This is a genomic window from Streptococcus danieliae (assembly GCF_013415245.1).
Classification (GTDB): Bacteria; Bacillota; Bacilli; order Lactobacillales; family Streptococcaceae; genus Streptococcus; species Streptococcus danieliae_A.
This window is the reverse complement of record NZ_JACBXX010000262.1, coordinates 1-12973: the sequence shown is the minus strand read 5'-3', so window position 1 is coordinate 12973 and position 12973 is coordinate 1. Positions and strand designations below refer to the sequence as shown.

Here is a 12973-nt window from a genome sequence, read left to right as displayed (position 1 = left end):
CGCAGGTGGTTACCAAAAGGGACCAAAGAAACAACTCCCAAAGAAGTCGCTTTTATTGAAAATTGGATAAACAATTATCCTAAAAAATGTTTGGACTACAAGTCACCAAAGGAATTTCTTAGTGGTGGCTAATTTCAACTTGAAATTTAGCTTTTGCTAATCATAAAGAGAGAGGCTAGACTTTTGTCCCAGCCTCAATCTCCTAGACCTTTTTCATGCTATACTGAAGATATCTGAAAGGGGGATCAAATATGAGTCCGAGTGAATTGTGGCAGGCTTATTTGTTGATTAATCCAACTGGGGGTTCGCAACCAGAGGCTTGGGACTTTGGAGCGGAGGCTGATCGACTGGCGGGCTTGGTGTTGGCGGGCCAAAAGACGGCGACTAGCTCTGCTTATGACTTGTATCAATTGGCGGGGGAAGACCTACCAAAGGAGGGTGGTTATGACATTCTTTTAGATGGTCAGGGACAGGCTCTTGCTGTTTTGGCAACTCGTAAGGTCTATGTCTGTCCTTTTGATCAAGTCACGGAGGAACATGCTTACCAGGAGGGGAGTATGAGCCCTTGCCAGGAGAGTCAGCAGATCTAGAATCATTTAAGGCAGCCAGTCTGCTTCATTGGCGGCAGGTGCATGAGGATTTTTTTATAGTAGCTTTAATGGAAGCGGGCTTGAATTTTTCAGAAAAGATGTTGGTTGTTTGTGAAGAATTTGAACTGGTTTACCGCCCTGAAGATTAGGGAGGGCTGAACAACCACTGAGAGGTAGAATTCGCCAAGGAGTATACCTGCAATTCAGGGGAAAGTGTCACCGTCTTCGGCTGAATCACTAGAGGATGTAGGAGCAACCGCGATCAGTCTCTATGTTCCGATTTCCAAGCATGGTTTTCATTTATTGACAGTACCGCAAGGCAAGGATGAACTTTTTGTAACCATTGAGGTTGATGATGGTGGTTATCCAGCGGATATTTTTATCGATAGCATCTCGGGTGGGATTGATGTGATTGTTCCGGAGCCTTTTGATGGGGATTACCAGATTGATCTGCATACTGGAGCGCGGTTGTTAGAGATGCCCTCAACAACGCACAGGAGTCCTCGTAAAATTCGTATTGTTGCTTATAGAGATGTTCGGATTAAAACAGGAGACTAGCGGGGGGTCCCTCCTCGGTCGACTTGTAGCCCTTCAAACCTTGACATTTGGTCAAAAGATGATACTATAAAGTCAAGTTATAAAACGTTTACAGAGGTGATGGGAATGGCTGAAAAATCATGGTTTCAGAAACGAATTGGTTCTTTATTTACGAGTAAGGAAATGGAGACCAGTGGTGAGGTTGTTGTAGCGAGTCCCCTTGAGGGACTGGTCTTGCCCTTGGAAGAGGTTAGTGATCCTGTTTTTGCGAGTGGAGCTATGGGTAGAGGTTTTGCAGTTAAGCCGGAGAGCGACCTCGCTTACGCACCTGTGAGTGGTGAAGTGACCATTGCTTTTGAGACGGGGCATGCTTATGGTTTGCGCACCGATCAAGGAGTGGAGCTATTGATTCACATTGGGATTGATACGGTGTCCTTAGAGGGGGCAGGTTTTGATGCCCGTGTCAAACAGGGACAGCAAGTTGAAGCCGGTGAGGTCTTGGCCCAGTTTGATCGAGAAGTTATTGCCCAAGCTGGTTTGGAAGCGACAACGATGATTATCGTGACGAATCCAGCTGACTATTCTCAGATGGAGCGGTTAGCCCCTGATACTGTGAAAGAGGGAGAAGCCCTGTTTGTTTTGAAGCGACCAGAATAAGAGGTCGAAGAGCTGTTCATCACGGGCAGCTTTTTTTGTCAGCCCAGCTGGATTGGTTGGAAAGTCTTTTTCCATTTTCGGCTAAGAATTTTCAAGATGTCCTAGATTATGGTATAATGAAAGGCAGTAAAAAATCAATAAGTAAGGAAAACGATGGCAAATTTATTAAAATCCATTATTGAAAACGACCGGGGAGAACTCCGGAAAATTGAACGAATGGCAGACCGTGTTTTTTCCTATGAAGAGGAAATGGCTGCTCTTACGGATGAGGAACTCAAGGCTAAAACCGATGAGTTTAAAGAGCGGTATGACGAAGGTGAGTCCCTAGATGATCTTTTGTATGAAGCCTTTGCGGTTGTCCGTGAAGGTGCTAAACGGGTACTTGGGCTTTTTCCTTATAAGGTACAGGTTATGGGGGGGATTGTGCTCCATCATGGCGATGTACCGGAGATGCGGACGGGTGAAGGGAAGACTCTGACCGCGACCATGCCGGTTTACCTCAATGCCATTTCTGGTGAAGGGGTCCACGTTGTTACAGTTAATGAGTATCTGAGTGAGCGGGATGCGACTGAGATGGGTGAACTCTACTCGTGGTTGGGTCTTTCTGTAGGGATCAACTTGGCTTCTAAGTCACCGATGGAGAAGCGTCAAGCCTATGCCTGTGACATCACTTATTCTACGAATGCCGAGATTGGTTTTGACTACTTGCGGGACAACATGGTGGCGCGTCCGGAAGATATGGTTCAACGCCGTTTGAATTACGCCTTGGTTGATGAGGTCGATTCTATCCTGATTGATGAGGCTCGGACGCCTTTAATTGTATCGGGGCCGGCTTCTTCTGAAACCAACCAGTTGTATTACTTAGCGGATCGCTATGTTAAAACCTTGAACGAGGATGACTACATTATTGATGTGCCATCCAAGACTATTGGTTTGTCTGATTCTGGGATTGACAAGGCCGAAGCCTACTTCAAGCTAGACAACCTCTATGACATTGAGCATGTAGCCTTGACCCACTTTATTGACAATGCGCTGCGGGCCAACTACATCATGACCTTGGATATTGACTATGTGGTCAGTCCAGAACAAGAGATTCTGATCGTCGACCAATTTACAGGTCGGACCATGGAAGGACGCCGTTTTTCTGACGGTTTGCACCAAGCCATTGAGGCCAAGGAAGCTGTTCCGATTCAAGATGAAAGTAAAACATCGGCTTCGATTACCTACCAGAACCTCTTCCGGATGTATAAAAAGCTATCTGGAATGACCGGGACGGGTAAAACGGAAGAAGAAGAGTTTCGTGAAATTTACAATATTCGGATTATCCCAATTCCAACCAACCGTCCTGTACAGCGGATTGACCATCCAGACTTGCTTTACCCAAGTCTAGAAGCTAAATTTAAGGCCGTGGTTGAAGAAGTCAAGTACCACTATGAGAAACGCCAACCAGTTCTTGTTGGTACGGTTTCGGTTGATACAAGTGACTACCTGTCTCAAAAATTGGTAGCAGCAGGAATCCCGCATGAAGTTTTGAATGCCAAAAACCATTACAAGGAAGCTCAAATCATCATGAATGCGGGCCAACCTGGTGCTGTTACGATTGCCACTAACATGGCTGGACGGGGAACCGACATCAAGTTGGGAGAAGGAGTCCGTGAAAATGGTGGACTCTGCGTAATTGGAACTGAGCGTCATGAAAGTCGTCGGATTGATAACCAGCTGCGGGGACGGGCTGGTCGTCAAGGAGACCCAGGAGAATCACAATTCTACCTCTCCCTCGAAGATGATTTGATGCGTCGTTTTGGTTCAGAACGGATTAAAGCTCTTTTGGATCGGATGAACTTGTCCGAAGAGGAATCTGTGATTCGCTCTGGGATGTTGACCCGTCAAGTGGAAGCGGCTCAGAAGCGAGTTGAAGGGAACAACTACGACACTCGTAAACAGGTCTTGCAGTATGACGATGTGATGCGGGAACAGCGGGAGATCATTTATCGGGAACGGTATGATGTGATTTCTGCTGACCGGGACTTGGCTCCTGAGATCCATGCCATGATTCGTCGGACCATCAAACGCCAAGTGGAGAACCATAGCCGTTCTTCTAAGGAAGAGCGCTTAGAAGCACTTTACAATTTTGCCCATTATTGCCTTGTTCCGGAAGATGAAATCGAAAAAGAAGATTTGGAAGGTCTTTCAGATGCGGCCATGGTCGATTATCTCTACGACTTGGCGATGGATGTTTACGATGACCAGGTTGCTAAATTGCAAGATGATTCTGCGGTTAAGGAATTCCAGAAGGTCTTGATTCTACGAGTTGTTGATAACAAGTGGACAGATCATATCGATGCCTTGGACCAACTCCGGAATGCCGTTGGTTTGCGGGGATATGCCCAAAACAATCCAGTCGTAGAATACCAGTCTGAAGGTTTCCGCATGTTCAATGACATGATTGCATCCTTGGAGTATGATGTGACTCGTTTAATGATGAAGGCACAGATCCATCAACAAGAACGTCCTCGGGCCGAGCATAAGATTACAACAACTGCAACCCGCAATATTGCCGCAGAAGGTAAGGAATTACCAGGAGATATTGATTTAAACCAGGTTGGTCGTAACGATCTTTGCCCTTGTGGATCTGGTAAACGATTTAAAAACTGTCATGGACAGCGCTAAAATGGCTTAACAGGCTCGAGTTGGTTATAGACTCCAGCAGAATGTAACTGGCAGCAGGCCTCAAGGCATTGTAGAATTAAATGGAAGGAGTGTGGGCAGTCAAGCTCCACTCCTTTTTGCAGGTAAGAAGATGATTATTGGACATGGGATAGATATGGAGGACTTGGCTTCGATTGCCAAGGTAGTGGAAAAGCCACGATTTGCAAGCAAGGTTCTCACACCAGCAGAATTGGCGATTTACGAAAGCTTGAGCCCTCGACGCCAGCTGGAGTATTTAGGCGGTCGCTGGACAGCCAAAGAAGCTTTTGCCAAGGCTTGGGGCACTGGCATTGGTGCAGGACGCTTGCGCTTTCATGATTTAGAGGTTTTAAACAGAGAAACTGGGGCTCCGTATTTTTCAAAAGCCCCTTTTACAGGGAGCATCTGGATTTCCATTAGCCATACAAAAACAATGGTTCAGGCCAGTGTAATTTTAGAGGAGGTAAGCCATGAAAACGAGTCCCCATCGGCCGACTAAGGCGGTCATTGCCCTAGATGCCATCGCCTATAATATTGAGCAGGTTGCGAGCCAATTACCAGCAGGAACCCTGCGAATGGCTGTGGTTAAGGCCAATGCCTACGGCCATGGTGCAGTTGCAGTGTCTCATTATATCCAAGGGATTGTCAATGCCTTTGGTGTGTCAAATATTGATGAGGCCTTGGAGTTGCGGGAAACAGGGATTACAAAAGATATTTTGGTTCTCGGGGTGACAGCCTATGCGGCGGTGTCTCTAGCACAGGAACATGACATTTGTCTAACAGTGGCTAGTGGCGACTGGGTGCGCGAGCTTTTGAGCCTGGGGCAGAGCCTAGACGGTTTACGGGTCCATCTGAAGGTTGATTCCGGTATGGGTCGGATTGGTTTTCGGTCGGCAGCTGAAGTCCAAGAAGCCCAGCAGGCCTTGCAAGCACAAGGCGTTCAGGTGGAAGGCATTTTCACCCATTTTGCGACAGCTGATGAAGTGGATACAGCCTATTTTAAGGAGCAGGAGCAGCTCTTTGCGAGTCTCTTAGCAGAGCTGGACCAAGTGCCAGCCCTTGTGCATGCTTCCAATTCTGCGACCAGCATTTGGCACCCTGAGACGATTTTGAATATGGTCCGCTTGGGGAATATTATTTATGGTATGAATCCGAGTGGTGGTCTTTTGGAACTTCCTTTTGCAATTAAAGCAGCCTTGTCCTTGGAATCGGAACTAGTCCATGTTAAAAAAATCGCTTCCCAGCAAGGTGTGGGTTATGGGAAAACCTATGTAAGCCAGGAGGAAGAGTATATTGGGACGCTACCGCTGGGCTATGCCGATGGCTGGACTCGGGATATGCAGGATTTTCATGTCCTGGTTGACGGTGTCTTTTGTCCCATTGTCGGCCGCGTTTCGATGGATCAACTGACCATTCGTCTGCCCCAGGCTTATCCGCTTGGAACCAAGGTCGTTTTGATTGGAGCCAGTGGTCAGGAGACTATTGATGTGACCCAAGTCGCAGACTATCGCGGGACCATTAACTATGAAGTTGTCTGCCTGCTGAGTGATCGCATTCCTCGCGTTTATCGGAAATAGGTGACCTATGAATTTGCATCAACCCTTAACCGTTTTAGCCGGTGTTGGTCCCAAGTCGGCAGAGAAATGGGGACGTCTGGGGATCCAGACCCTGCAAGATTTACTCTTGTATTTTCCCTTTCGCTACGAAGATTTCAAAAACAAGTCGGTCTTTGATTTAGAGGATGGTGAAAAGGCTGTCTTGTCGGGCCAGGTAGTTCGCCCGGCCAGTGTGCAGTATTACGGCTACAAGCGGAACCGCGTGCGTTTTTCCATCCAACAAGATCAGGTGGTGATTGGTGTCAACTTCTTTAACCAACCCTATCTGGCAGAGAAGATTCAAATGGGGGCGACGGTGGCGGTTTATGGCAAGTGGGATCAAGCCAAGAATAGTCTGACCGGCCTGAAATTTCTAACCCAGATTGATCAGGAGTTGCAGCCGGTCTACCATGTGGCTCAAGGCATTTCCCAGGCCAGCTTGGTGAAGCTGATTCGTCAGGTCATGGATGAGGGGCTCCATCACTTATTGGAGGAGAATTTGCCCCAGACCTTGCGGGACCGCTACCGCCTCTTGGATCGGGTTAGGGCAGTGGAGTATATGCACTTCCCACCAGATTTAGCGGCTTATAAGCAAGCTTTACGGCGGATTAAGTTTGAAGAGCTGCTCTATTTCCAATTGCCTTTGCAGCTCCTAAAAAGAGAGCAAGGCCAGGCTGGGGAGGGGGAAATCCTGGCTTATTCACCGGATCTCCTGGCCCAGGCGAAGGATCAACTTCCTTTTTCCCTGACTCAAGCCCAGGAGAAGGTTTTGCAGGATATTTTGGCAGACATGGCTAGTGACCGGCAGATGAGTCGCTTGCTGCAGGGAGACGTGGGAAGTGGGAAAACGATTGTGGCTGCCTTGGCCATGTATGCCGCTTTTACCGCAGGTTATCAAGCCGCTCTGATGGTGCCAACGGAAATCTTGGCGGAGCAGCATCTGGAGAGCTTGAACCAGCTCTTCCCAGATGTGCCTAAGGTCTTACTCAAGGGGAGTCAGACGGGGGCTGTCCGGCGGGAGGTTCTGGAACAAATCGCGTCTGGGCAGGCAGCTTTTGTGATCGGGACCCATGCCCTCATTCAGGAGGGCGTGACCTATCAGCGCCTGGGTTTGATCATTGTCGACGAGCAGCACCGCTTTGGTGTCAAGCAAAGACGGGCCTTGCGGGAAAAGGGAATTCGGCCAGATGTCTTGATGATGACCGCAACGCCAATCCCACGGACCCTGGCCATAACAGCCTATGGCGATCTGGATGTCTCGGTCATTGACCAGTTGCCAGCCGGGCGCAAACCGATTATCACCCGCTGGGTCAAGCACGAGCAACAGGACCAGGTCTACAGCTGGTTAAAGGAGGAGATTAGCAAGAAAGGTGCCCAAGCCTATGTGATTTCCCCCTTGATCGAGGAATCTGAAGCTCTGGATTTAAAAAATGCCCAAGACCTGCAGGCAGAACTGCAAACATTCTTGGGACAGGAGATTCAAGTCGGCTTGCTCCACGGCCGGATGAAGGCAGCTGAGAAGGACCAGGTTATGGATCAGTTTAAAGCTGGCGAGTTGAATGTTCTGGTCTCCACAACAGTAATTGAGGTCGGAGTCAATGTTCCTAATGCTTCTATCATGATTATTGTTGATGCAGACCGCTTTGGCCTTAGCCAGCTCCACCAGCTTCGAGGCCGAGTCGGCCGCGGCTCCATCCAATCCTATGCCGTCCTCATCGCCAACCCCAAAACCGAAACCGGTAAATCCCGGATGAAAATTATGACGGAGACCACAGATGGGTTCCGTCTAGCCGAAGAAGACCTGAAAATGCGCGGCTCCGGTGAGATCTTCGGAACCCGCCAATCAGGCCTACCGGAATTTCAAGTAGCAGATATCCTAGAGGACTTTCCAATCTTGGAAGAAGCCCGAAAAGTGGCCCAAGAAATTGTCCAAGACCCAGATTGGCGGACCAATCCCCTCTGGCAGGAAATTACCTGGAATTTAAAAGAAGAATCTTTGTTGGATTAGATGAGCAAAGACCTGGCGCTGAAGTGCCAGGTCTTTTTGGATTTTATGGCTAAGTCTAGTGAGGGGGACTTGGTTGGTTTTGATGGACGAGAGCTATTCAAAAAGATTTGGCAGCGTGATTTGAAAGTCCCGTTGTTCTTTATGTTTGTGAGTTACTGGTAGTGAAAAGAAAGCAATCCTAAAGATAAAAAAGGGGATCCGTCCTACTTTTGATTCTGGAATGAAATGTTGAAGTATTCTTGTAAAAAATAGTGGAAAATTTTTGAGAAAATGAAATGGAAATCGAATAGATAGATAGAGCTGGAGATGATGGTAGATGATTATGACGTTTTACTTCACTCAAAGGCAATTTTGCTCCCAAACTTTGTTTAGCTACTTAATAGAAAGGAGGAAGAGCGGAAAGTCTATATTGTGTAATTCACTATTCTAGCGAATGTTACAGGAAATTAGGAGGTATAGGGATGCTTTTAACAGAGAAAGGTTTATAAAAAATTCAAGGTGGCGGTTCTGTGAGCTTTATTGATTTGAGCCATCAAAGCAGACGTCCTAAAGGCGAGATTCGATTACCGACTCCTATTAAACCTAAGGCAGAAATTATGTAGGGGGTGAGATATGAAAAAGTGGAGAAATCGACTCAGGCAGATAGGTGAGATTGATAGGGATTTGAGTGTTAACTTATTTTAGTGTAAAAACTATCACGCCGGATTTCAAATATCATGCTGTAATAAGGAGGAGTTTTATGAAAAAATTAGTCATCATTGTTTCATTATTAGTTACAGGCTTGTTTATTGGAGTAAGTGATGTTGAAGCAACTATAAAAGTTGCTCCGGGTGCTTATTGTTGGAATGATGCAAATGGTCATGCTAAATGTGGAGTAAATGGTAGTGAGGTCATTGCTCATACTACTCGAGTTGTTGTTAATGGCTGGGTTAATTACGGTCCTTGGAATCCACGTCCAGGAATTGGGGTGATTTGGTAATGAATAAAGAAGAGCTCTTGAAAAAGGTTGACGAGTTATTAGAAAGTGAGGAAGTTAGAGAAAATAGAGAATTAACGCAATTATTTAGTAAAGGAAGAAATTCACTTGAAAAAGCTGGTTTTGATTCTCTGGGGGATTTGAGTCAGGCTCTATCTTTTTATCTAATGTCTCATTACTATGCAGCTCCTGCCAATGTGATTGAGTTCGCAAGCTGGATTGCTAAAAGTCTTCACGAAAAACGCGGAAAAGCTTCGTTTTTACAGATGTTAGCGATGACAATTATTGGTTTAAAATAAAGAATCTAGCGCATTCATTTTCATGATGAAAATACCTCGGAAGGGTTGACATTCCAATGATTCTGGGGTATTTTCTTTTTTATAATAGATTGTGAAGAAAATAGGTGAGAACCACTCAACAGACACCGTGAAAGCAACCTGAAGTTTTATACTAAGTATGTTAAAATGAATATATTAATACTAAAGAAGAGTTGGTGTGATAATGGTAGATTTGAAGATCGAAATTGGTAAGAAAATCAAAATCATGCGGATGGCTAGAGGTTGGACGCAAGCGGATCTATGTGGAGATGAAACGGAATTAACCATCCGCCAACTGGCCCGAATTGAGAATGGTCAAGCCATGCCTACTATTCCTAAGCTAGCTTACTTAGCTCAACAACTTGATGTGAATCTTCAGGATTTAGTGGATTTGGCTACAGTAGAACTCCCCAAAAAATATTTAGCCCTAAAGAATAAACTGATAAGGTGTCATACTTACGGAGATCCGGACCGTATCGCCCAGCAAGAACAGATATTTGATGAGATTTATGACGAATTTTATGATAATTTGCCAGAGGAAGAGCAGTTGTCCGTTGAAATCTTACAGGTCCATGCCAATGTTTTTAGTAGTTTGGATGTAGGTTTTGCTTTAGGTTTGTTGGAAGAATATTTTCAGCAGGTATTGAAAAAGAAAATCTACAGTCAGAATGATTTGTTGATTATTAATGTTTATTTCCTATGCTGTGCAGTCGGATTAGAAGATAGAGAATATTTTGAGGAACTCGCGGAAAAAGTTGTACTCAATGTTGACTATAGTGATTTTGAGTATTTATATCTATTAGAAAGGATTTTGATTAGTATATTGGCACAGATAGATTTTGCTGACTATTTAGTTTATACAAAACTATTAAGGGGTATTATAGAAGAATCTAAGAATTATCAACACAAGCCGTCGGTATATGCTTTTGAGGCAAAGTACTTTCTGGAAATTGAACATAACAAGGAAAGAATGATAGAGTCTTATGATAAAGCGATTTTATTTGCGAAAATGTTGAATGATGCTGTTTTAGTGAAAAACCTTGAGCTGGAGAAAGAAAAAGATTTAGCAACCTGACTTCCAAGTCATGTTGCTTTTTTATGTTTCGAGCTATACTAGGACTATAAAAAATCGGTTTTAAGAAGGAGGGCGGTTATGGTTTTAATGATGGTTTTCCTAACAGTCTTTCTTTGGATGCCAGGTTGAAAGTAACATGGAAATCGAATGTATAGGTAGAGTTAGAAATGGTCATGGCTGATTCAAGTTGTTTGACTCTGATAAGAAGGTCGTCTTAGCCTAAGGAGATTTTACTCTCAAGCTTTGTTGAGTAATTAAATCGAAAGGAGGAAAATCGGTAAGTCTATATTGGAAAACTTGCAACTCTATCGAATGTCACAAGGAGCTAAGGAGGTACAGAGATGATTTTAACAGATACAGACTTACAAAAAATTCAAGGTGGTGGGGCTTTGAGTTTAATTGATTTAGAGCATCAACGTAGACGTCCCAAGGGGGAGATTCGCTTACCACCTCCCATCAAACCGAAACCAGAAATTATGTAAGGGGTGAGGATATGAAAAAATGGAGAAATCGACTCAGGCGACTCTAGTTACAGTATACATTTACCTTAGTTTGGAGAATCTAGATACGGTATAGGGCGTCATGGCGGTTAGATTCTTGAAATTATCATAGATGAACCAGGAGGTTACTATGCTAAAAAAGAAGTCTCTGAACAAAAGGATTATGACTGGAATCAGATGTACTCTTATTTTATCGACATTCGTAGTTTGTATGATGGATATTATAATTGAGAATCAATTAAACCTAATGTATATTTTCGCAAATAGTATGATACTGTATTCTATTAGTGATTCGGGTGAAGAGTGACTTAGAATGGATTATTGTACTTACTTCCATTATTGTAGACCTTTTATTTCCTTAGGAATAGGATTAGAGAGTATCTGAGGAAATTAGTTCCGGTTTTGCAAGAATTTAACGATTAGAGGAGTAGGATATGAAATTTAGGAGATGCCACTACCGTTCCCAAGTAGATAGTTATGATTGGAGGATGGGGAACGTAATGCTATTTGTAGGAATCGTACTTACTGGCTTTTTAAATTATACTTATTATGCCAATTTGCGATTGTTTTTGATTCTATCCTGCCTACAAGTTGTCTTTCTAATCATGATTCATTATCTAACAAAAAAGTTTACTTCAAATATCCCATTTGAGGAATCGAATTATCGGGTTAGTTTAAAGAAACTAGTAATTGTGTCGATTTCGATATTATCGTTAGGAATCTTACAAGGCCAGGTGATTTATTGTTTAAACCTAACCATTACTGCCTTTATGTGTCAATATATTGCGGTAAAAAATGGTTATAGACTGGCTACTTGAGTACTTTGTAATTAGATTACCAATTCCTTTAAGTGAGTGATTGATGTTATTGGAAAATAAACGTAAGGCTGATGGAGCAGTGTTGTTTTTGCATAAAAGTTCTAAAAGCACAAAAAGAAAACAATCGGAAAAACAATGATTGATCTGTTCTTTCCGATTGTTTTTGCGTGTTTGTTAATCGAGATAAAGAGTCGTTACCCCTCCAAGTATTCCTTAAGTTCTTCTCCCTGTAGCCCAGCGTTGAGGGCGATGAGGAGTTTGAGGCGGGCTTTGGGGGCGTTGAGTTCTTTAATAAAAGCGATGCCTTTGTTGGCTAGGTCTTGGCCGCCTCCGGGGTAGGCATAGACGGGTTCGGCAATGCCATTGAAGCAGCGGGATACGAGGGCGATGGGAAGTCCCGCTTGTACTAGGTTTGCGAGTTGGTCTGCGACCAGTGGGGGGACATTGCCGGCGCCGAAGGCTTCGATGATGAGTCCGTCTAACTGGGATGTTTGGATGCTTTTGAGGACCTCGCCGTCCATTCCGGTGTAGACGGGGAGGATAGCGACTCGGCCTTCAATTTGTTGGAGATCAAAGCGGACTCGTTCTTGGGCTTGTTTGAAATAGACGATTTCTTTTTTCATAATCAGCCCCAGTGGGCCGTGGGTTGGGGTCTGGAAGGTGGAGACATTGGTGGTATGGGTTTTGGTGACATACTTGGCGGCATGGATTTCATCGTTCATAACAACTAAAACGCCCTTGTCCCGGGCTTGGTTGTCTGCGGCAACGCGGATGGCTGCCTGGAAATTGTAGATGCCATCACTGCCCAGTTCGTTTGAAGAGCGCATGGCACCGGTAATCACCACAGGGATTTGCGGCAAGCTCATGGTATCCAGAAAATAGGCTGTTTCTTCGAGAGTGTCGGTACCGTGAGTGATGACCACCCCGTCCACCTGTTGCGCATAATCCTTGATGGTCTGGAAGATCTGGAGCATGTGGCTGGGGGTCATCTGAGGGCTAGGCAGATTTAACAGGTCCACCGAAATCAATTGGATATTTTCAGAGCCTGCTTGGATTTGGACCATGGGATTTTGTTCATTGGTTGTAACCCGTCCCTGGTCATCGGCCTGCATGGAAATGGTTCCTCCTGTGTGAAGAGCCAAGATTCGTTTCATAACGCACCTCATATCTTTTTTTATTTTCATTTTATCATACTAGAGGCCTGATTATGAT

11 protein-coding genes and 2 pseudogenes are annotated in these 12973 nt (G+C 44.8%); 12 read left to right on the top strand and 1 reads right to left on the bottom strand.

All coding sequences use genetic code 11. The features are described 5' to 3' along the window. From HZY94_RS10290 to HZY94_RS10235, 12 genes and pseudogenes are all read left to right on the top strand, one after another. Nucleotides 1-132 (top strand): annotated as a pseudogene (locus HZY94_RS10290) (IS30 family transposase); the annotation flags it as partial. A gap of 119 nt (nt 133-251) precedes the next feature. Further along, nucleotides 252-739: pseudogene (locus HZY94_RS10285) on the top strand (ASCH domain-containing protein). 64 nt (nt 740-803) lie between these two features. Continuing rightward, nucleotides 804-1148: a hypothetical protein gene (locus HZY94_RS10280; RefSeq protein ID WP_179926017.1), complete on the top strand. Its 345-nt coding sequence runs from the start codon at nt 804-806 to the stop codon at nt 1146-1148. Nucleotides 1149-1253: 105 nt separating this feature from the next. Then, nucleotides 1254-1784: a PTS sugar transporter subunit IIA gene (locus HZY94_RS10275; RefSeq protein WP_228064600.1), complete on the top strand. Its 531-nt coding sequence runs from the start codon at nt 1254-1256 to the stop codon at nt 1782-1784. 153 nt (nt 1785-1937) lie between these two features. Further along, entirely contained in the window at nt 1938-4454 is a 2517-nt protein-coding gene (secA, locus tag HZY94_RS10270; protein ID WP_160332685.1) for a preprotein translocase subunit SecA, read from the top strand. A gap of 130 nt (nt 4455-4584) precedes the next feature. Further along, on the top strand, nt 4585-4971 hold the full coding sequence (gene acpS / locus HZY94_RS10265) for a holo-ACP synthase (protein WP_179926016.1): 387 nt from the start codon (nt 4585-4587) through the stop codon (nt 4969-4971). Next, the gene (gene alr / locus HZY94_RS10260; protein ID WP_179926015.1) at nt 4943-6049 is read left to right on the top strand and encodes an alanine racemase; all 1107 of its coding nucleotides are present in this window, start codon (nt 4943-4945) and stop codon (nt 6047-6049) included. Before acpS ends, alr begins: the two co-directional genes overlap by 29 nt. 7 nt (nt 6050-6056) lie before the next feature. After that, a complete protein-coding gene (gene recG, locus HZY94_RS10255) occupies nt 6057-8075 on the top strand; it encodes an ATP-dependent DNA helicase RecG (RefSeq protein ID WP_179926014.1) in 2019 nt (672 codons plus the stop codon). Nucleotides 8076-8814: 739 nt separating this feature from the next. Next, entirely contained in the window at nt 8815-9054 is a 240-nt protein-coding gene (locus tag HZY94_RS10250; RefSeq protein WP_179926013.1) for a hypothetical protein, read from the top strand. Beyond that, nucleotides 9054-9350, top strand: a complete 297-nt coding sequence (locus HZY94_RS10245) for a bacteriocin immunity protein (RefSeq protein ID WP_179926012.1) — start codon at nt 9054-9056, stop codon at nt 9348-9350. The genes HZY94_RS10250 and HZY94_RS10245 overlap by 1 nt, the downstream gene beginning before the upstream one ends. A gap of 202 nt (nt 9351-9552) precedes the next feature. Beyond that, nucleotides 9553-10443: a helix-turn-helix domain-containing protein gene (locus HZY94_RS10240; RefSeq protein ID WP_179926011.1), complete on the top strand. Its 891-nt coding sequence runs from the start codon at nt 9553-9555 to the stop codon at nt 10441-10443. A gap of 341 nt (nt 10444-10784) precedes the next feature. Next, nucleotides 10785-10925: a hypothetical protein gene (locus HZY94_RS10235; protein WP_179926010.1), complete on the top strand. Its 141-nt coding sequence runs from the start codon at nt 10785-10787 to the stop codon at nt 10923-10925. Nucleotides 10926-11955: 1030 nt separating this feature from the next. On the opposite strand, the gene HZY94_RS10230 is transcribed toward HZY94_RS10235, so the two are convergent. After that, the gene (locus HZY94_RS10230) at nt 11956-12915 is read right to left on the bottom strand and encodes an asparaginase (RefSeq protein WP_179926009.1); all 960 of its coding nucleotides are present in this window, start codon (nt 12913-12915) and stop codon (nt 11956-11958) included. Nucleotides 12916-12973: the final 58 nt, after the last annotated feature.